Source organism: Fibrobacter sp. UBA7003, from assembly GCA_002449765.1.
In the GTDB taxonomy this organism is placed as follows: domain Bacteria; phylum Fibrobacterota; class Fibrobacteria; order Fibrobacterales; family Fibrobacteraceae; genus Fibrobacter.
Window position 1 is genome coordinate 36,074 of the sequence record DJXN01000014.1, and the last position, 19,004, is coordinate 55,077.

The 19,004-nt window shown below is 56.4% G+C and carries 18 protein-coding genes and 1 pseudogene; 7 read left to right on the forward strand and 12 right to left on the reverse strand.

Annotated elements, in window-relative coordinates:
* The 10 genes and pseudogenes from nuoK to B2952_RS10985 form a co-directional block, all read right to left on the reverse strand.
* Nucleotides 1–315, reverse strand: coding sequence for an NADH-quinone oxidoreductase subunit NuoK (gene nuoK / locus B2952_RS10940; protein WP_173366211.1), 315 nt, complete (start codon nt 313–315; stop codon nt 1–3).
* Nucleotides 315–857: an NADH-quinone oxidoreductase subunit J gene (locus B2952_RS10945; RefSeq protein ID WP_173382702.1), complete on the reverse strand. Its 543-nt coding sequence runs from the start codon at nt 855–857 to the stop codon at nt 315–317. The genes nuoK and B2952_RS10945 overlap by 1 nt, the downstream gene beginning before the upstream one ends.
* Complete coding sequence (locus B2952_RS10950; protein WP_173382703.1) at nt 857–1,423, reverse strand: NuoI/complex I 23 kDa subunit family protein; 567 nt, start codon at nt 1,421–1,423, stop codon at nt 857–859. Before B2952_RS10950 ends, B2952_RS10945 begins: the two co-directional genes overlap by 1 nt.
* Entirely contained in the window at nt 1,423–2,778 is a 1,356-nt protein-coding gene (locus B2952_RS10955; RefSeq protein ID WP_290734305.1) for a complex I subunit 1/NuoH family protein, read from the reverse strand. The genes B2952_RS10950 and B2952_RS10955 overlap by 1 nt, the downstream gene beginning before the upstream one ends.
* Nucleotides 2,778–4,397, reverse strand: coding sequence for a 2Fe-2S iron-sulfur cluster-binding protein (locus tag B2952_RS10960; protein ID WP_290726388.1), 1,620 nt, complete (start codon nt 4,395–4,397; stop codon nt 2,778–2,780). Before B2952_RS10960 ends, B2952_RS10955 begins: the two co-directional genes overlap by 1 nt.
* A 4-nt stretch (nt 4,398–4,401) precedes the next feature.
* The gene (gene nuoF / locus B2952_RS10965; protein ID WP_290734303.1) at nt 4,402–5,709 is read right to left on the reverse strand and encodes an NADH-quinone oxidoreductase subunit NuoF; all 1,308 of its coding nucleotides are present in this window, start codon (nt 5,707–5,709) and stop codon (nt 4,402–4,404) included.
* 2 nt (nt 5,710–5,711) lie between these two features.
* A complete protein-coding gene (locus B2952_RS10970; protein WP_173382707.1) occupies nt 5,712–6,773 on the reverse strand; it encodes a complex I 24 kDa subunit family protein in 1,062 nt (353 codons plus the stop codon).
* Nucleotides 6,770–7,963: an NADH-quinone oxidoreductase subunit D gene (locus B2952_RS10975; RefSeq protein ID WP_290726383.1), complete on the reverse strand. Its 1,194-nt coding sequence runs from the start codon at nt 7,961–7,963 to the stop codon at nt 6,770–6,772. The genes B2952_RS10970 and B2952_RS10975 overlap by 4 nt, the downstream gene beginning before the upstream one ends.
* The gene (locus B2952_RS10980) at nt 7,960–8,562 is read right to left on the reverse strand and encodes an NADH-quinone oxidoreductase subunit C (protein WP_290734301.1); all 603 of its coding nucleotides are present in this window, start codon (nt 8,560–8,562) and stop codon (nt 7,960–7,962) included. The genes B2952_RS10975 and B2952_RS10980 overlap by 4 nt, the downstream gene beginning before the upstream one ends.
* Nucleotides 8,563–8,703: 141 nt before the next feature.
* Nucleotides 8,704–9,204 (reverse strand): annotated as a pseudogene (locus B2952_RS10985) (NADH-quinone oxidoreductase subunit B); the annotation flags it as partial.
* A gap of 251 nt (nt 9,205–9,455) precedes the next feature.
* Here B2952_RS10985 and B2952_RS10990 point away from each other — a divergent pair.
* The 4 genes from B2952_RS10990 to B2952_RS11005 all read left to right on the forward strand — a co-directional run bounded on the left by B2952_RS10990 (nt 9,456) and on the right by B2952_RS11005 (nt 13,438).
* Nucleotides 9,456–10,280 (forward strand): TIGR02147 family protein, encoded by an 825-nt coding sequence (locus B2952_RS10990; protein WP_290732417.1) that lies wholly within the window; start codon nt 9,456–9,458, stop codon nt 10,278–10,280.
* A 7-nt stretch (nt 10,281–10,287) separates the two neighbouring features.
* Complete coding sequence (locus B2952_RS10995) at nt 10,288–11,946, forward strand: carboxypeptidase-like regulatory domain-containing protein (protein ID WP_290732420.1); 1,659 nt, start codon at nt 10,288–10,290, stop codon at nt 11,944–11,946.
* Between the two features lie 90 nt (nt 11,947–12,036).
* On the forward strand, nt 12,037–12,228 hold the full coding sequence (locus tag B2952_RS11000; protein ID WP_173366666.1) for a 4Fe-4S binding protein: 192 nt from the start codon (nt 12,037–12,039) through the stop codon (nt 12,226–12,228).
* Nucleotides 12,221–13,438 carry a geranylgeranyl reductase family protein gene (locus B2952_RS11005; protein WP_290732423.1) on the forward strand — a complete coding sequence of 406 codons (1,218 nt, stop codon included), beginning with the start codon at nt 12,221–12,223 and terminating at the stop codon, nt 13,436–13,438. Before B2952_RS11000 ends, B2952_RS11005 begins: the two co-directional genes overlap by 8 nt.
* A gap of 8 nt (nt 13,439–13,446) precedes the next feature.
* Here the strand turns inward: B2952_RS11005 and B2952_RS11010 are convergent, their stop codons facing one another.
* Both B2952_RS11010 and B2952_RS11015 read right to left on the reverse strand, forming a co-directional pair.
* Nucleotides 13,447–14,157, reverse strand: a complete 711-nt coding sequence (locus tag B2952_RS11010; RefSeq protein ID WP_290732426.1) for an NAD(P)H-binding protein — start codon at nt 14,155–14,157, stop codon at nt 13,447–13,449.
* A gap of 75 nt (nt 14,158–14,232) precedes the next feature.
* Nucleotides 14,233–14,838, reverse strand: coding sequence for a fibrobacter succinogenes major paralogous domain-containing protein (locus B2952_RS11015; RefSeq protein WP_290732429.1), 606 nt, complete (start codon nt 14,836–14,838; stop codon nt 14,233–14,235).
* Nucleotides 14,839–15,170: 332 nt separating this feature from the next.
* Between B2952_RS11015 and B2952_RS11020 the strand changes: the two genes are divergently transcribed.
* The 3 genes from B2952_RS11020 (at nt 15,171) to B2952_RS11030 (ending at nt 18,845) form a co-directional block, all read left to right on the forward strand.
* The gene (locus tag B2952_RS11020) at nt 15,171–15,407 is read left to right on the forward strand and encodes a hypothetical protein (RefSeq protein WP_290732432.1); all 237 of its coding nucleotides are present in this window, start codon (nt 15,171–15,173) and stop codon (nt 15,405–15,407) included.
* 89 nt (nt 15,408–15,496) lie between these two features.
* Complete coding sequence (locus B2952_RS11025) at nt 15,497–16,240, forward strand: hypothetical protein (protein WP_290732435.1); 744 nt, start codon at nt 15,497–15,499, stop codon at nt 16,238–16,240.
* Between the two features lie 130 nt (nt 16,241–16,370).
* On the forward strand, nt 16,371–18,845 hold the full coding sequence (locus B2952_RS11030; protein ID WP_290734299.1) for a glycogen/starch/alpha-glucan phosphorylase: 2,475 nt from the start codon (nt 16,371–16,373) through the stop codon (nt 18,843–18,845).
* Nucleotides 18,846–19,004: the final 159 nt, after the last annotated feature.

A 19,004-nucleotide genomic window follows, 5' to 3' on the forward strand; every position in this document is an offset into this window, starting at 1 on the left:
TTAGCCCCTCATGTTGGAATAGGAATCCGCATCGACGCTTTCGCGGTTGCGGAAGATCAGGATGACCATCGCAAAACCCACGCACGCTTCGGCAGCCGCAATGGCGATGGAGAACAGAGGCACAATCTGGCCCGTAAGGCTCGCTTCGGCAGGAAGCGTCTTCGCGAACCCCACGAACGAGAGATTCACGGCGTTCAAGGCAAGTTCAATGCCCATCAGCACGAAGAACAGGTTGCGACGCGAGATGGCAACAATGATGCCGACGGCAAAGATTGCCAAGGCAAGAATCTGAATGAAAATGGGTTGGAGTTCCATCAGTGTTTTTCCTCCACGTTTTCAGAATCCACAGAACCGAGGCGCTTCTTGGCCATGAGCACGGCCGCCACCATAGCAGAGAGCAGGAGCAGGCCAAGCACCTCGAACAGGATAAAGTAACCCGGGCCGCCCTGGGCCACGTTAAAGAGAGTTTCCGACGTCACCGCCACGGAGCCGCGGATTGTCGCAGCATCGAAGCCGAGCGGGGCACGGACAAGAGCCACACCCACGAGCGCCGCAAGCACGAGAACCGCGGGGATGATGAAGAGCGACACCTTGTCGAACATCGGCGTCCGGGAATCGCGGGCACCGTTCAGCACCATGATGACAAACGTCACGAGCATCATGATGGCGCCGGCGTAAACCATAACCTGCACGACCCCGAGGAAGGGGCTACCGAGAAGGCCGTAGATGCCGGCGAGCGACACCATGGAAACGACGAGCGAAAGCGCCCCGTAAAGAGGATGACGGCTCAGCAGTACGCAGGTAGCAGCACCGAGAGCAATCACCGCGAGAATGATGAAATAAATAAGGGCAAGCATTACTTAACCTCCATTCCCCAGACCCTGAGGGCCTCGGCATTCTTGGTTCCACCGGGAGCCACCTGACTCTGTTCGTCGTCCGGATAATCCTTCGGATCCCAGTTGGTGAGATCGTAGAGGTGGGCGACAAAGTCATCGCGGTTGCGGTGTTCAAAGACCATTTCCTTCGTATCCATGCGGAGCGCATCCACCGGGCAAGCTTCGACGCAGAGACCACAGAACACGCAGGTCAGGTGGTCGATATCGAAACGCATCACGCGCTTCTCGATACGCGGGTCGTCACTGGCCGTAGCCTCGATAAAGATGCAGTGCGCGGGGCAGGCCGCTGCGCACATGCCGCAAGCGACACAGCGCGGGGTGCCATCGGGGCGAAGCATCAGGCGATGCTTGGCACGGTAAGTGTTGCGGACTTCGGGCTTTCCTTCCGGATACGAAATCGTCGGAAGAGTCTCATAGCGGAACAGGCCGCGGGCGGCATGCTTGAGAGTCGTCCACAGACCGCGAAGGGCCTCGAAAATATAGAGGCGTTCGCCCAACGTCATGGGTTTCTGTCTAATAACACGCATTAGTTACCCCCTACGAGTTTAGCGATGACCGCAGTCACCACGAGGTTGATGAGGGCGATGTTCAAGATAATCTTCCAGCCGAGGTTCATCACGTGATCGTAGCGGAAGCGCGGAAGAGTCCAGCGCACCCAGATCCACACCCAGCAAAACATGACGCTCTTCACCACGAGCACGAGCAGGTGGATGAGCGCCGTACCGAGAGCCGTCGCGAGGCTGCCCACGGCAACACCGTTCACGACCATGTTCGACGGATTGTAGAAGAACCAGGCGCAGACGCCGAGGATGACGAACACCGCAACGGCAGCCCACGCAATGATATTGTAGAGCTTGTATTCGCGGAGCACCTCGAAGCGATGAGTCTGGGCCGTAGCGGCAAGCTTCTTCGAGTAGCGGTGAACCATGTGGAGGAACGCGAGAGCGAGGAACGCGAGGATGCCGCAGAGCACCGCAAGCGAGCCGCCCATGTGGGCCTGCATCGTCTCGGTCGTCACGAACGGAACCGCGTAGCCGCCCAGGAAGAGCGTCGCGATAAGGAAGCTGTTGATGCAGATGTGCGAGTATTCGCCCATGTAGAAGAGGCCGAACTGCATGGCACCATATTCCGTATGGTAGCCGGCGACCAGTTCGGGCTCGCCTTCGGCCACGTCGAACGGGGCACGGCCGGTTTCAGCGATGCTCGCGATGAGGAAGCAGAAGAACGCCACCGGCTGGGCGACAATGCCCCACACGTGGTGTTCCTGCCAGGTCACGATATCGGTCAGGTTGAAGGAACCCGCGAGGAGCAGGATGCCCATCATCGAGAGGCCGAGGCACACTTCGTAACTGATGGTCATGGAACTCGTACGCAGCGCACCGAGGAAGCTGTACTTGGACTTGGACGCCCAACCGGCCAATACGGCGCCGAACGCGGAAAGCGAGCTGAAACCGAACAGCAGGAGCACGCCCACGTCGGAATCGATGATGGATCCCGGGATGCGGACCATCTTGCCGCCCCATTCGAACACCATCGGGCCGAACCAGGGAATCACACAGGGTGAGAGGAACACGATGGCGAACGGGATTGCCGGAGCCACGTAGTAGAGCACCTTGTTCACGCCCGCGGGGGCGAACATTTCCTTGAAGAACAGCTTGGTACCGTCGCACATGTTCTGCACGTAGCCGAACAGACGGATCTTTCCGAAGTAGGGAATCTTGATGTAGGAACGGTTAGGTCCCTGGCGGTCCTGCATGAAGCCGGCGCCACGGCGTTCCATAGGAATCAGCAACAGGATGTAGAGGACCGGCACGAAGCAGAAGGCGAACTTCGCAATCGTGATGAGCCATTCCACCCAGGTTTTGGATTCGATAATATCCATTATGCGTTACCTCCTTCGAGGAGATTGCCTGTGCTCTTGATAGAATCGTAGGTAAGGCCGGAGAGGGCCGGGGCGTATGCGCCCGCCTGTCTGAAGGCCTCGGATGCGCAGCCGAACTTTGCTCCGGCAAGCTCCGAGAGCACCTCGTAGGCCGGGCGGAGTTTTTCGTCGGGGCAGACCGGACATGCATTCAGCTTCTGGAGGATGTTCAGGCTGTTCACCATCGATCCCTGAATTTCGCTCCAGTGGCGGATGCCGAATGCGAGAGTCGCCTTCGCGGCGGTCGCATCGTTGAATGCCGAGAGCGCGATGCGGCTCGGAATCTTTTCCAAGGCAGAAGCCGCGGCGGCATCTTCACCGAAGAGGTCCGCGTTCACGGTCACGAGCACCTTGAATTCACCGGCGCGTTTCACGAGATCGGCAAGGTTGTCATCGGGCACGCCCATCAGCTTGAAGCCCATGCGGTTCGCCATCGGGTCACCGCTCATGGCGATGCCGTCGGGGGCACCGACCTTCTTGAAAGTCCCGCCGAAAAGTTCGGCGGAGTCGCCCAAGGAATCCTTGAGCATGCGGAGCGCAGCCAAATCCTCGATGGTGCAGGCGCCACCCGCGACGAGGGCGACCTTGCCCCCGACAGACTTGGTTTCAGAAATGACTTCCTGAATCACGCGGAAGCCCATCGCCGGCAAGCGGTTCTTGTCGAACTGCTGGAACGCAAGGCGGCTCGTGTTCGAAAGCCAGCTGCGGTTCACTTCGGGGTTGCAGCGCGGCATCACGCGGTAGATGCGGCCATCGGCATGGTCAAGCCAGATGTTCGCGCCGAGGGAATCGTCCATCGAGATGGTCGGCGTGTGGGAAAGCAGCCAGACACGCTTCTGAAAGCGGAAGTACTTCGCAGTCATGGCGCCCACCGGGCACACGTCCGTCACGCACAGGTCGTATTCGTGGTCGAGCTTTTCGCCCGGGAACGTGGTGATGTAGGTGTGGTCGGCACGGCCGGCGAGCTGCAGCTGTTCCGAACCTGCGATGCTACGCATAAAGCGCACGCAACGGTCGCACTGCACGCAGCGTTCTTCGTCGAGCAACACACGGGGGCCCAAGTCCACATGCTTGCCGCCACGGAGCTGGCCCTTGGCGTCAATGAACTGGTGCGCCGGATTGCCGTGGTAGTTCTTGCCGTATTCGGGACGCATGCGGGATTCGTTCTGGCCCGCTTCCATGTAGTTTTCCTGCAAGGTGCATTCACCGGCCTTGTCGCAGATGGGGCAATCGAGCGGGTGGTTCACCAGCATGAATTCCTGAGTGGCCTTGCGGGCGTTCTTCACGCGGGCGCTGGAGGCAGGCGTGTAGATTTTCATGCCCGGGGCAACCGGCGTGTAGCAGGCAATCACGAGCATGCGGCCGCGGGGACCTTCCTGTTCCACCAGGCACTGGCGGCAGTTACCTGATACCGGGAGGTAAGGATGGTAACATACGTGGGGTGTTTCAATCCCGACGGCCTTGAGGGCCTCGAGGAGGTTCGTATCGCCAGGAACCATCACCGGCTTGTCGTCCACGAAGATTTCCACCTTCGGGCTGTTCTCGGTCGGGAGTTTCGGCATGTTGTAGTAGTTACTCATATTATTACCAGAAAATTCCAGGACGATAGGTTTCCTGAACACGCGGCTTGGCGTGGTCGGGGTTCTTTGCGATATATTCATCGAAGTCCGCACGGAACTTCGCCGTGTAGCTCGAAACGGGGCCGCCAAGCGAAATGGACAGCGGGCAAATCGTCACGCCGCCAAAACCGCCGCAGAGGCTCTGCATCAGTTCCACGTCGCCGTCGTGGCCCTTGCCTTCGACAATCAGATTCAGCATGCGGTGCAGAAGACCCGTACCTTCGCGGCACGGAGTGCACTGGCCGCAAGATTCGTGACTATAGAAGTTGCCGAGGCAGTTCAAGAGGTCCACCATGTTGTGGGTATCGTTGATCACGATCATGGCGCCCGAACCGAACATCGTCTTCATCGAGGCGAGGCATTCGTAATCCATCGTCGCGACCGCCGCTTCTTCGGCAGTCAGCGGAGCGCAAGAGGAACCGCCCGGCAACACGGCCTTGAGCTTTCCGCCCACGACACCACCGGCATATTCGTTGATCATCGTCATCATCGGGGTTCCGAGAGGAGCCTCGTACACGCCCGGATTCTTCACGTCGCCACTGATGCAGAACACCTTCGTACCGCCGGCACGGGGCGTACCCATCTTGGCATATTCGCTCGGGTCATGCTGCAGAATCCACGGGAGCGCCATGATGGTCTCCACGTTGTTCACGCAAGTCGGGCTCTTCCATGCACCGCTCACCGCCGGGAAAGGCGGCTTCAGGCGGGGCTGGCCCTTCTGGCCTTCGAGCGAGTTGATAAGAGCAGTTTCTTCACCGCAGATGTAGGCGCCGGCGCCGCGATGCACGAAGATATCGAAGCAGAACTTGGTGCCCATAATGTTTTCGCCGAGGTAGCCGGCAGCGTATGCCTGGTTCAGCGCCTTGTTGATGCTCTCGATGCAAGGTAGGAACTCGCCGCGGCAGTAGATGTAGGCAGCACGGCTACCGAGAGCCCAAGCTGCAATAATCAGGCCTTCGATCAAGCGGTGCGGATCTTCGAGCATCAAGAAGTGGTCCTTGAACGTTCCGCCTTCGCCTTCGTCGGCGTTCACCACGATATACACGGGCTTGCCGGAATTGCGGGGAACGAAGCTCCACTTCATACCGGTCGGGAAGCCTGCACCGCCACGGCCACGCAGGTTAGAGCGCTGCACGTAGTCGATGAGCTCGAACTGGCTCATGTTGAACAGGCGTTCCGAAATGTTCGCATAGCCGCCCAGTTTCTTGTAGACTTCGATGTCCTGGGCACCCTTGCCAAAATTCTGCGTACAAACTTTTACACATTCAGCCATAATTACTTAGCCTCCTCGACCGGAGCCGGCTTCTGGGTGGTGACGGCCTCGTTAGAAGGTTTCGCCGTGCGTTCACCGGAAGTTGCAATCATGCGGTACACGTCGCCGACCTTGCCGGCAGCATCCACAAAAGCCTTGTCCTTCACGCCGGGTTCGCCAACGACGTCCCACTTGGAGCCGTTCTTCTTTTCGACCACAATCTTCGTGAATTCGGGAGCGCCCTTCCAGGTGAGAGTGGCGCCGTTTTCGTCGGCTTCGGCCTTCACGTTCAAAACCGGAGAGGGCGGAGCGTAGTCGGCGACCTGCGGCTTGGCCGTAGCACCCGGAGCGCCGGGGTGGCCGCCGTGGCCCTTCACGATTCCACCGAGAACATCGTGCTTCGGGACGTTGTCTTCGTGGGCATAGCACCACTTGAGGATGCGGGCAATGCTTTCTTCGGTAAGCGTCGTCCCCGGCTTCATCACCAGCTGGTCGTTTTCCACGTCGGTCGCGAAGTCGTCGTTCACGAGCATCATCGGGCCGTTGCCGCAGCTACCGAGGCATTCCACCTGCAAAAGCGTGAAGAGGCCGTCCGGAGTTGTCTCGCCCGTCTTGATGTTCAGGGACTTTTCCACGTGCGCGATCAGAGCCGGCGCACCCTTGATGGTGCAGCTGATGTTGCGGCAGAACTGCAGCAGGAACTTGCCCTTCGGCGCGTGGTTATACATGGTGTAGAAGGTCGCGACACCGAGCGCATGGGCCGGCGCGCAACCGCAAACCTTGGCCGCCCAACGGATGCCTTCGCGCGGCACCCAGCCGAACACGCCCTGCACGAGCCACAGCACTTCGAGGAGGGCTCCCTGGCCCACCGGATAGCGGCTAAGCAGGTCAGCGCAACGTTCCTTGATTTCAGGAGTCTCAAGCTTTGCGAGCACTTCCTTCGGGGAGGGTTGCGGAACTTCCTTGTTTACATAACCGAACGTCTGGCCGGGATCCGGCAGGGCCTCGATGGGCTGCGCGGGACGGTCGAACTTTAAACGGTTGTTCGAAACGAACTGGACTGCACCTTGAATATGTTCTCTCATCGGTCAAGTTCTCCAGCGATAATGTTGAGGCCCGAAAGTACGGCCATGGAGTCGGCAAGCTGGCCACCTTCCACAAGTTCGTGGAATGCGGCAAACTGCGTGAGGCAGGGTGGGCGCACCTTGATGCGGTACGGATGGCCGCTGCCGTCAGAAACAATCGTGAAGCCGAGTTCGCCGTTCGCGCACTCGCTTCCGCAGTAGTATTCTCCCTCGGGGACGCGGATGCCTTCGTACACGCTCTTGAAGCGCCCGATGAGGCCTTCCATATCCTGGTAGGCGAGCTTGTGCGCCGGCACGCGAATGCGTGGGTCGACGATGTCGACCGGCCCTGGCGTAAGGCGCTTCAGGGCCTGGCGCACGATCTTCACGGATTCCTCGATTTCAGCGAGACGCACCTGGAGGCGGTCGTTGCAGTCGCCCTGCGTGCCAACCACGACTTCCCAGTCGTAGGTTTCGTAATCGTAGTAGGGTTCATCCTTGCGCAGGTCAGATGCGACACCCGAGGCGCGCAGGCACGGGCCCGTCCAGCCGTAGCTGATGGCGCGTTCTGCAGAAATCTTGCCGATTCCCACCGTACGGTCGAGGAAGATGCGGTTACGGTCAAGGCATGCGTGCAGGTCCTTCAGGGCCTTCTCGACAGAACCAAGGGCCGCAAGCACATCGTTTTCAAATCCATCGTAGCTGTCGCGGTAGAGGCCGCCAATGCGGGCGTAGCTGTTCGTGAGGCGCGCACCCGTGAGCTTTTCCCAGATGCACATGATTTCTTCGCGGGGGTTAAAGGCGTACATGAACGGAGTCGTTCCACCCAAATCCTGGAAGGCCGCCGCGACGCACACGAAGTGGTCGTTGATACGGCTGAGCTCATTTACAATTACGCGGAGCACCTTGCAACGTTCCGTGATTTCTACGCCGAACATGTTCTCTACCGCACGGCAGTACGCGATGTTGTTCATGATGGCCGAGCAGTAGTTGAGGCGGTCGGTATACGGGACCACCTGCTGCCAGGTGCCGCGTTCCACCATCTTCTCGAACCCGCGGTGCAGGTATCCGATTTCTTCTACGCTCGCGACAATCGTCTCGCCGTCCATCGCGGCCAAAAAGCGCAAGCAGCCGTGAGTGGCCGGGTGGCTCGGGCCCACGTTCAGGGGCATCAGGTTCAGCTTATCGCCATTCTTATCCAGTACAATCATTCCTTGATACTCCCTTCCAAGAATTCGTTATCGTTTGTCTCCACTTCCTTGCTGCGCTGGATGACCCTGTAGCCAAGGTCCTGCAGGCGCTTTTCAAGTTCCGGGAGCAGGTAGTCGTTGGTGGAGAGCCACTGGCGCTTCTGGGCCGGGTAGTCCTTGCGGAGCGGGTGACCGACAAATTCAACGTGGTTCAACAGGCGGCGGAGGTCCGGGTGGCCATCGAACACGATTCCGAACTGGTCGTAGACTTCACGTTCGTACCAGTTGGCGTTCGCATACAGGTCACTAATGGTCGGGACCTTGAGGTTATCCTCCCCGACCAGCACCTTCAGACGGATGCGGAGTCCCGGGTTCGAAATGCTCTTGAGCGCATAGGCCACCGCAAAGCGCGGGCCCTCGTGGTTCGGGTAGGTCAGGTAGTCGATGCCCGCGATATCCACGAGCATCTCGAACTTCGCGGCGTCACCATCCCTCAGGAATTCAACCGCATTGCGCAGGTAGGTGGCGCTCAGCACGGCAGTCACGCTCCACTTGTCGAGAGTTTCGCGTTTCGCGCCGAACTTTTCTTCCAGGCAAGAGAAGATTTCTTCAGCAGTCATTATCTTCTACTCCTTCCAGAACTGGGCTTTCTTAACAATGTTCTGTTCTTTTTCAACGACGAAGTCCTTGATGTCGGTAACCTTCTCCTGGGCAAAGGCCTTCGCATTGGCCTTGGCTTCGGCAGTCTTCGCCTTGATCATCTCGAGCTGGTCCTTCACCTGTTCGGCGCGCTGCTTCATGTAAGATTCGTCCTTGATCTTCTTCTGCAGGTCGAACATGGCATCGAAGAACGCTTCCGGACGGCTGGGGCAGCCACCGATATACACGTCCACAGGGATAATGTGGTCAATGCCCGGAACCGTGCAGTAGCAGTCGTAAAAACCGCCCGAGCAGGCGCATGCGCCCATAGCGATAACCCAGCGCGGTTCGGCCATCTGCTCGTAGATACGCTTCAGAATCGGAGCCTGCTTGTAGGTGATCGTACCCGAGACCAAAAGCACATCGGACTGACGCGGCGTAAAACGCACATACTCAGACCCGATACGCGAAAGGTCGTAGCGGCCCACTTCCGTACTCATGAACTCGATTGCACAACAAGCCGTACCGTAGGGGAACGGCCACAGGGAATTGGTTCGGCCCCAGTTGACCAGGAAGTCAAGCGAGGACGTAATGATACTCGGCTTTTCTGCCTCATTACCCATAAGGATTACCTCATAAAATTCGCGCCAAAAGATAGAAAAATCGCCTTTATGGGCGGAATTTTCCGCCCGAATGGAGCATCTTTGTTCTTTACGGGAATCTTTTATTTTTCTTTTATCTCAAAGAGTATCAAGGAGATGCGCATTCCGGAAGCCTTTCTACGCCTCTTTCCCCTTTTTGTTCTCAAAAAAGTTCTCATTTTTGAAGTTTTTTATCTATATTATAGGAAGCGCCCACACCGGGCCCAAAAGCTATGAACCAGTACCTAGACATATACCAGTTTACGCACTTCCGCAAGTTCCTGGAAGAATACCAGACCGCCCGCGCCAAGGCGGAACCCGGCTTTACGCGTACCGAAATCTGCAACCTTCTCGGGCTCGAGAAGAGCCGCAGCTACTTTGCCGATGTCCTCAGGGGCAAGAAGGTCAGCCCCCGCATGGTGGCAAAGTTCATCGAAATCCTCGAACTCGACAAGAAAGAGGCGAAGTACTTCGAGACGATGGTGGAACTCGACCAGGCGAAAAACGACGCCGCCCGCAACGCAGCGATGCAGGAACTGCTGAAACTGCACCCGAACCCGCAGCACATATTAAATGAAGACGCCTACGAATATTATAGCCGCTGGTACCACAGCGCGCTCTTCGCCATACTGGACGCGATGGACGTGGGCGACGACATGGCGCCCGTGCAGAAGAGGATTTTCCCGAAGGTCCCTCTCGGCAAGCTGAAGGATTCGCTCGCCCTGCTGGAACGCCTCGGGCTTGCCCGCAAGAACGAAGAAGGCTTCTGGAAACCCACCAAGGAAAGCATCAGCAGCGGGCCGTACAACAACGCGGAACTCATCAAGCAGTACCAGTTGCAGTGTTTCGAGCTCTCGAAACAGGCGCTCATCACGCCGCCCAAGAAGCCGACCGTCATGAGCACTCTCACGTTCAGCATCTCGAGCGAGGCGTACAAGAAGCTCGAGGCCGAACTGCAGGAATTCAAGGCGAAGGCAAGGCGCATCATCGGCGAGGACAAGGAGCATGCCGACGGCGTCTACCAGATGAACATCCACCTGTTTTCGAATTTGGAGTAGGGGTTTTATGTTTGGACGAAATATTTATTCGAATGTCATCCTGTTCGCGGGGGCGGTTTTCGCGCTCCTCAGCGCATGCAGCAACGGCACGGACACCACAGGTGTGATTACCGAGACGGAATCGGGACAGACGGCCCAGGCGGAATACGTAAAGGTGACCGGCATCGTGAACGGAACGGACGGCAAGCCCATCCCGCAGGCACGCGTGTACTTCACAGGCGACGACTCCCTCACCCACCACACCATAGTCCTCGACTCTACCCTTTCGGATGACGACGGAACGTTCGCGTTCGACAGCATCGCCGATTGCACCCGGCGTCACGGATGCACTGCAAGGCTTTTCGCAAAGGCCGCCATCAAGAAAGATACGCTGGTCGGCTTCATTTACGACTACCATTATTTCTCCTCGCGTGATTCGAGCATCGTCCATCACGAGATCGAAATCGGCGAACCGGCGACACTCAACATCGCCACGGCAGAATTGCGTGATCATCACAATGTTGACGCCGATTCCATCTGCTTCGAAGGAAGTTTCGTCTGCGCGGCCATCACGCAAGAGGACATCGAAAACGGTTACCTCACCATCGAAGGAGTCCCCCCGGGAATAATCGGCGCCAAATGGATTTGGCACGAAGGAAAGGCGCAAGAATCGGGGGGCACCCTGGAACTCAAGCCCGGCAGCACATTCTTCTGGGGCGTGGGAGGCGGTGGCTATGCAGTCGATTCCATCAGGCTCGCGCTCCCCGAACGCGCACTCCACCTGCTCGATTCCCTCGGGCTTGAACCCACACTGGATTCCCTGTTCATCCCCTACAAGCTTTCGACAAAGGTCTACGATTACCCGGAAAACGACGACTACGGCAACACCCCCGATCCGCTCGTCGACGAGCTCGGCAACCGCATCTTCTCGCTGAAGGCCGAAGGCGAAACGCAGGAAGCCCGCTACTGGATGTCCGTCAGAAGGATTGGCAAGGATACGCTAACAGCCCGCTGGCTACAGGGCGGCTACATCACTGACGAAATCTACCCCAACATCCAGCACCTCCATGCCACCATAGAACCCGGGACTACGTTCGAAGACACGCTGTTCAACACGCACAGTGAATCCTTCGGATATTGCATCATGTACAAGCGGCAGCAAAATACGGCGGCGACGGAGACCGCCCTTGGCGACAACTGCACCATTACGCACGAATACAACTGGCAAGAAAACAGTTTCGCAGTCAGCTTCTGGCTCGACACCAAGGATATCGACACCGACTCGAAGCCCGTCCTCTTCTCTGCGGGCAACGACACTCTCGGTTTCAAGATTGCCCAATGCGAAAGCGACCCGCAATCCGTGTGCACCATGCTCAAGGTTAGCGCCGACTCGGCCAATAGCGAAGTATACGGAAAGACAAAATTCTTCGACGGAAAGAAACACCACTTCTCTCTTGTCATCTACGAGAAGCACCTGACCATCGCCATCGACGGGCAGACGGTCCACGACACCGACCTGAAACCCGCCGCAGAATTCTACGGCGGAATCCGCGGAATCCGCACCGGCGACTATACGCTCGAGGACTTTGTCACATTCCTCCCGGGAAGTTACATCCGCAAGGACGGCGAAAAGGATTGGACACGCCTCCAGGCATGGCTCATGGCGTTCTACGAATTGCAAAAATAGTAGACACGACTCACGTAATTTGTCATCCCCACCACCTTTTACTTGTCATCCCCGCGAAGGCGGGGATCTTTTTTATTATATTGTTTTACAATGAAAAAACTCGTTCACGACCGTAAGATCTGCCTCGCCTGCGCGGGCTGCGTTGGCGTGTGCCCCAAGATGGCGCTCGACATGTTCGGGCTCGACCTGCAGATTGATTCCGAAAAATGCGTGCGCTGCGGCATCTGCGCAAAGGCATGCCCCGTCGGTGCGCTCACGATTACGGAGGTGAACGATGCTTGATTCCCGTTACGATGTCGTGGTGATAGGTGCCGGGCCCGGCGGCTCCGTTGCCGCAAGGAACTTAGCACGGGCGGGGCACAAGGTTTTGCTCCTCGAGAAGCGCGAACGCATCGGCTTCCCGGTACGGTGCGGGGAGGCGAGCACCACGCTGGCCGACCTCCAGACATACGGCCCCATCGACGAGAGCTGCATCGAGAGCATCATCAACGGGCTTTACATTTACGGCCCGAACGGCGTGAACATTGAAGTCCCGAAACCGAACACGGGCATCATGCTCAACCGCGAAGTTTTTGACCCGTGGCTCGCAAAACTTGCAGCCGACGACGGCGCCCAGGTAGAGACCTGCGCACGTGCCGAATTCGTGGGCGATGTCGAGGGCGATGCCCGCATGGTGCGAGTCGTGCTCGGGAAAGGCAACGGCGACGGTAGCGTGACCGAAACGGGCACGCAGGAAATTTTTGCGAAGATGGTCATCGCGGCCGACGGCGTGGAAAGCCGCATCGGGCGCATGGTGGGCCTCAAGAGCGTCCAGGACCCGCGCGAAACGTGCACGGGTGTCGACATCCAGGTGCAGGGAATCTTGACCAAGCCCGACTACCTCACCTTCTGGCAGGGACACGACTTTATCAACGACGGCTACATCTGGAGTTTCCCGAAGCAGAAGTCGAACGTCACGAACTTCGGCGCAGGGTTTCTCGCCGCGGGCAAGCATGCAGGCAACATTCTCGAAATCACGATGGAATGGCTCGAAAAACTCTTCCCGGGGGCAAAGATCAACCATACCGTAGGCGGGCTCGTGCCTGTTTCCAGCACGCTCAAGGACTACACGCTCGACCGCCTGGCCCTCGTGGGCGACGCCGCCCACCACACCAACCCGCTCACGGGTGGTGGCATCGCGGCCGCGATGAGGGCCGGCCGATTCTGCGCCGACTACGTGGACATGGGCCTCAGGGCAACCTCCGGCGAGGCTGCGGCACTCAGCCGCAACTTCCTCAAGCAGTACGAAAAGCGCTGCTACGAGTACTTCGGCAAGACGCACGATTTCGAGTACAAGTTCCGCAGGTTCCTGCTCGCCATCAATCGCGAAGACCAGATTGGCCTCTACAAGGTACTGCAGGGGTTCGCCCTGAGCGGGTACAAGAAGAGCGCCTTCCTCAAGACGCCCGTCCAGACCGCCAAATACCTGTACAAGTTCTGGAAATTCAAGTAAGCGGTCCGCTAGAACAACCCTTCTGCATTCGTGCTCGAAAGCACACGGTTGTAAATAATCCGCTTGCCCTTCACGCCGTCGCTTGCGCAAACATGGTCGAATGGAGGCTTGAGCATCGAGGCCACAAGATGAGCCGCGACGGATTCCGCGAACACCGGACGGATTCTCGCCGGCAGTATCGCGAGATGCTTGCCAAAAATCTTCTGCATGAGTTCTTCGCCGAATCGCTTGTCCTTGTGCTTGCCGAGCAGTAGCGACGGACGCACGAGCGTTAGCGCCTCGAAGTTCATCATCGTGAGGCCTTCCTCGAGCATGCCCTTCAGGCGGTTGTAGAAGAACGGCGAATGCGAATTCGCGCCCTGCGCACTCACGCACAGAAAATGCCTCACGCCCGCCTTCTTTGCGACGGCCGCAAGCGATAGCGGGAGCCTCACATCGATTTTCTCCTGCGCGGGCTTGCTACCCGCCTGCTTGATAGTCGTGCCGAGGCAGCATATCGCCGCGTCGAGGCCCGCAAACTTCTCGCGTAACGTTTCCACCTGTTCAAAGTCAACCACATCGAAGTCAACTTTCGCGGCACCCTCTAAAATACCGGTTTCGGCGGGCTCGGGCACGCGACGCACCGGGCAGTACACATGCTCCACCTGGTCAAGGCACACCAGGAGTTTCAAGACATTTTTCCCGACAAGGCCGGTCGAACCGAAAAGCGCAACTTTCATACTGTAAATTTAGTCATTAGTCATTGGTCAATGGTCATTAGCACATTCAATCGCAGCCATGCAGCCATAACCACGCTAGTCCTTTATGCAGCGGACGGAATTTCCAAAGCCCCGTCCCCTATAATTAAAATAAGGGGCATTATCAGCATCGACCAAATTCATCTCGTAAAGTTCCTTGTTCGCATTTTCCGTAGAACCCCAAAAGCCAGTACCAACAGTCTCTTCAGAGAAACCTTCATCATCCCCCGTGGTTCCCCCATCGAACCAAGTACCGGCAGGCAGTGCCGAAAAACCGAAAGCATCCGAACCATTGCCACCATCGTTCCAACCGCTTTTCGACTTCAATTTCTCGCCCGCAATTTTTTCACCACCGACAGTCTTTATTAAAATATCGAATTCTTCCTTACTGGGCAAGTGCCAACCCGCAGGGCACACTTTCAGCGCAGCATCCCTCGTGTAGAGGCGACCATATTTTTTGCAGTTGCTAGTATCGTTGTTGTAACAATAGCTGTCTGCTATTTCGTAATCCAGGTTCTCGGCCATCCAGGTCTGCGCGCCAATTGTAGTTGTCTTGTAGACGCGACCATCGCGCGGGTCTTTCAACACATTCTCCGCCTCGTTACACCCGATAAGGGCAACCGCCATCAGCGCAATCAAGATGAAAAAGAACCTTTTAGACATGTTTTAAATATATGTTATTTAATCAATTTGAGTTCAAAAATACGTCCCTTACATACTATTTTGCCTGTTGAGGGGCTTTAGTATGTAATTTTCGCAAAATCACAAATAAACTAACAATCAAAAAAGCACTTTTAACAGTTTATTTTACATACTAACAAAGCATTTTCCGACATCTAGTATGTAAAGCATCACGCGAATTCCCCCACACGTCCACATTCTTACATACTTTTTCATCTCTTTTGCCGTTTTAGTATGTAAGAGTGTCAAAAAAGCCCCCCAAACCATGTGCAAGCCACCTCTTAGGACGACTTTTCTTTTTTATCTTTATCATTATGGCATTCTTCACGAGATCGAACCTAGACGACCTGCGGCGCGAAGCGGACCAGCTTTCCATCTGCGTCGAACATTTTTTGTACGCCTCCGAAATCGTGCCCGAGTGGGACGAGAAAACCAAGGGGTTTTACGATAACTGTATAGAAAAATGCAACGGCCGACTCAAGGCCATCCACTTCCTGATGGAAAACATCCGTACGCAGAAAGAATCGGCCCCAGAATCCGAAGACCCCTAGGACATCCCCGCTAGGTTGCACTCAGTAGTCCAAACCAAATGCCCATAGCGAAACAGTGTTGAGGAATCCGCGGTCAAAAAGAGAACGATATGCTTGATTGGCTTTTTGGGAAATCTTATCAGTATCTAGTATTGATAAACTATGATAGGTCTTTTAAGATCTCACGAGAATTACTCGATGCAATTTGTGCTTATCCAGCAAACGCATTCAAGCCTCGCAAGTATCATTTCTTGACTGAAAGATATAATGATATAAATGTTCCCGCAAAATCCATTTCGGAAGTCAAATTCAGTTCCATGATATCGGCTTCATTGTATTTTGAAACTTCAGAAGGCATATTAGATTGGCTCAATCTATTGCATATAAGTGATGGACACCCCAAAGGTTACAATGAGGTATATGTTCTTTTTGAAAATCCAGATATCTCAAATTTCATTTTGTATTTGAAAGATTTTTTCGCAGCTGATTATGGCTATGTTTGTAAAGCCAAGAATTGCCAAAGTAAATGTATCAGCAATGTTGTGTCTAATGGCGACTCGTGGCAAGCCTATCATAAAAAAATTCTTCAAGGTTGTATAAGGGATATCTATCCTGTCAATATTCTGAACTCCGCCTATGTTCAAGATTCCTTGATAAATAAAATCAAAGAGGATGAACGAATGGGGAACTTGGATTCATCCGTCGACGGATATATAATATGGAACGTTGAACCATCAAACATCCGCTACGTGCGCCGCGTCTGCAAGAAAATGGGGCTGTTGATATCTGCAATGCGAGTACCCACCGAGTTTGCAAGAAAATGTTTGGATGAAATTGTGGGTAAACAAGAATAGCCGCTCGCAAGCATGTTTTGCCCCCGCTTTTATTAAAATCCTTTTACATACAGGACAGTTTTTTCTAAATTTACCGCCGTAAAATCGGGTTTCCCGAACCAGTTTAAACCATAAACCCATAGGCTTAGTCATGGCAAAAGCAACCAAGAAAGCAGAAGAAGTCGAAGTGCTCGGCACCGACGCGGAATCGTTCCGCAAGGCGTTCACCGACCACATCCACCACACGCTCGCCCGTAACAAGGTGACCGTGACCGACCACGAGAAGTTCCTCGCTGTCGCATACGCCGTCCGCGACCGTCTCGTGGACCGCTGGATCAAGACCCAGGAGACCTACTACAAGCAGGACGTGAAGCGCGTCTACTACCTCTCCCTCGAATTCTTGATTGGCCGCACGCTCGGCAACTCCGTGCTGAACCTCGACGTCGAAAGCGCCGTCACCGAAGCGCTCGACGAAATCGGCATGACCCTCGAAGAACTCCGCGAACAGGAAGTCGACGCGGGCTTGGGTAACGGTGGCCTCGGCCGCCTCGCCGCCTGCTTCCTCGACTCCATGGCAACTCTCGAACTCCCGGCCACCGGCATGGGCATCCGCTACGAATACGGCATGTTCAGCCAGAAGATTGTGAACGGCGAGCAGGAAGAACAGCCGGACAACTGGCTGCGCCTCCCGAACCCCTGGGAAATCGCCCGCCCGGCCAACGCCATCAAGGTCCCGTTCTACGGCTACGTGGTGAGCTGGATGGACGATAAGGGCAAGCTCCGCAACCGCTGGGAAACGAAGGACTACGTGCTCGCCCTCCCGTACGACACCCCGATTCCGGGCTACAAGAACAACACCGTGAACAACCTGCGCCTCTGGAGCGCGAAGTCCACCGACGACTTCGGCCTCAGCTACTTCAACAACGGCGACTACATCGCCGCCGTGCAGGACATGGAACTTTCCGAGACCATCTCCAAGGTGCTGTACCCGAACGACTCCTCCATGAACGGTAAGGAACTGCGCCTCAAGCAGCAGTACTTCCTGTGCTCCGCCTCCCTGCAGGATATCATCAAGCGCTTCAAGAAGCTCCATGACGGCGATTGGAAGAAGTTCCCCGAGAAGGTCGCCATCCAGCTGAACGATACGCACCCGGCAATCTCCATCGCCGAAATGATGCGCATTCTCCTCGACATCGAGAACATGGAATGGGACGAAGCCTGGGACATCGTCACCAAGACGTTCGCCTACACGAACCACACCCTGATGCCGGAAGCCCTCGAGAAGTGGCCGGTCAGCCTCTTCGAGAAGCTCCTCCCGCGTCACCTCCAGATTATTTACGAAATCAACGCACGCTTCCTGCGCATGGTGAGCATGAAGTGGCCCGGCGACAATGCACGCCTCGCCCGCATGAGCCTCATCGAGGAAGGCGGCTGCAAGATGGTCCGCATGGCCTACCTCTCCATCGTGGGTTCGTTCGCCGTGAACGGCGTGGCCGCTCTCCACTCCGACCTTTTGAAGACGACCCTCTTCAAGGACTTCTACGAACTGTGGCCCGAAAAGTTCAACAACAAGACGAACGGCGTGACGCCGCGTCGCTGGGTCCGCAAGGCCAACCCCGCCATGTCCGAACTCATCACCAAGAAGATTGGCGAAAGCTGGGTCAAGGACCTCGATGACCTGAAGAAACTCGAGAAGTTCGCGAAGGACTCTACATTCCAGAAGGAATTCATGGCCGTCAAGAAGCAGAACAAGGAACGCCTCGCCAAGTACCTCAAGGCTACGCAGGGCGTCGACGTCGATACCGACACGTTCTTCGACGTGCAGGTGAAGCGCATCCACGAATACAAGCGCCAGCTGCTGAACATCCTCCACGCCATTCACCTGTACATCCAGGTGAAGGACGGCAAGGAAATCCTGCCGCGTACCATCATGATCGGTGGTAAGGCCGCTCCGGGTTACTGGATGGCCAAGCAGATCATCCGCCTCGCGAACGCCGTGGCCGCCATCATCGACGCCGACCCGGTCTGCAAGGGCAAGCTCAAGATGGTGTTCCTCGAGAACTACCGCGTCTCCTTCGCCGAGAAGATTATCCCGGCGGCTGACCTCTCCGAACAGATTTCTACCGCGGGCACCGAAGCCTCGGGTACCGGCAACATGAAGTTCGCCCTCAACGGCGCGCTCACCATCGGTACGCTCGACGGCGCCAACGTGGAAATGAAGGAAGAAGTCGGCGACGAAAACATCTTCATCTTCGGCCTCACCGTCGAAGAAGTCACCGACCTGCTCGCCAAGGGCTACCGTCCGCGCGACTTCTACGAGAAGGACGACGACCTGCGCCGCGTGATTGACCTCATCGGTTCCGGCTTCTTCAGCCCCGACCGTCCGGACCTCTTCAAGCACATTGCAGACAAACTCCTCACCCACGACCCGTACATGCTCTGCGCCGACTTCCGCAGCTACGTGGACATGCAGGCCAAGGTGGCGAAGGAATACCAGAACAAGAAGGCTTGGGCCGAGAAGGCTATCCTCAACGTGGCCCGCATGGGCAAGTTCAGTTCCGACCGTACCATCAAGCAGTACGCCGAGGAAATCTGGCACGCCAAGCCCTGCAGCATCAAGCTGTAAGTTAGACGAAAGAACGGACCTGCGGTCCTATAGACGAAAGACGAAAGATTGCAGGTCCCGGAGTCATCCTGAACAGCAAGGGCGCTGAGCCTAAGATGTTCGCCTGCGCGAACATGACGACTGTAGAAAGTCCCGCGAGAAATCGCGGGATTTTTTATT

Excerpts from the sequence above, each read along its gene's own strand:
- B2952_RS10960 (WP_290726388.1), bottom strand. The coding sequence starts at position 4,397 with ATGAGTAACTACTACAACATGCCGAAACTCCCGACCGAGAACAGCCCG.
- B2952_RS10955 (WP_290734305.1), bottom strand. The coding sequence starts at position 2,778 with ATGGATATTATCGAATCCAAAACCTGGGTGGAATGGCTCATCACGATT.
- B2952_RS11010 (WP_290732426.1), bottom strand. The coding sequence starts at position 14,157 with ATGAAAGTTGCGCTTTTCGGTTCGACCGGCCTTGTCGGGAAAAATGTC.
- B2952_RS10995 (WP_290732420.1), top strand. The coding sequence starts at position 10,288 with ATGTTTGGACGAAATATTTATTCGAATGTCATCCTGTTCGCGGGGGCG.
- nuoF (WP_290734303.1), bottom strand. The coding sequence starts at position 5,709 with ATGGCTGAATGTGTAAAAGTTTGTACGCAGAATTTTGGCAAGGGTGCC.
- B2952_RS10975 (WP_290726383.1), bottom strand. The coding sequence starts at position 7,963 with ATGATTGTACTGGATAAGAATGGCGATAAGCTGAACCTGATGCCCCTG.
- B2952_RS10970 (WP_173382707.1), bottom strand. The coding sequence starts at position 6,773 with ATGAGAGAACATATTCAAGGTGCAGTCCAGTTCGTTTCGAACAACCGT.
- B2952_RS10950 (WP_173382703.1), bottom strand. The coding sequence starts at position 1,423 with ATGCGTGTTATTAGACAGAAACCCATGACGTTGGGCGAACGCCTCTAT.
- B2952_RS11015 (WP_290732429.1), bottom strand. The coding sequence starts at position 14,838 with ATGTCTAAAAGGTTCTTTTTCATCTTGATTGCGCTGATGGCGGTTGCC.
- B2952_RS11025 (WP_290732435.1), top strand. The coding sequence starts at position 15,497 with ATGCTTGATTGGCTTTTTGGGAAATCTTATCAGTATCTAGTATTGATA.
- nuoK (WP_173366211.1), bottom strand. The coding sequence starts at position 315 with ATGGAACTCCAACCCATTTTCATTCAGATTCTTGCCTTGGCAATCTTT.
- B2952_RS11005 (WP_290732423.1), top strand. The coding sequence starts at position 12,221 with ATGCTTGATTCCCGTTACGATGTCGTGGTGATAGGTGCCGGGCCCGGC.
- B2952_RS11020 (WP_290732432.1), top strand. The coding sequence starts at position 15,171 with ATGGCATTCTTCACGAGATCGAACCTAGACGACCTGCGGCGCGAAGCG.
- B2952_RS11030 (WP_290734299.1), top strand. The coding sequence starts at position 16,371 with ATGGCAAAAGCAACCAAGAAAGCAGAAGAAGTCGAAGTGCTCGGCACC.
- B2952_RS11000 (WP_173366666.1), top strand. The coding sequence starts at position 12,037 with ATGAAAAAACTCGTTCACGACCGTAAGATCTGCCTCGCCTGCGCGGGC.
- B2952_RS10980 (WP_290734301.1), bottom strand. The coding sequence starts at position 8,562 with ATGACTGCTGAAGAAATCTTCTCTTGCCTGGAAGAAAAGTTCGGCGCG.
- B2952_RS10990 (WP_290732417.1), top strand. The coding sequence starts at position 9,456 with ATGAACCAGTACCTAGACATATACCAGTTTACGCACTTCCGCAAGTTC.
- B2952_RS10945 (WP_173382702.1), bottom strand. The coding sequence starts at position 857 with ATGCTTGCCCTTATTTATTTCATCATTCTCGCGGTGATTGCTCTCGGT.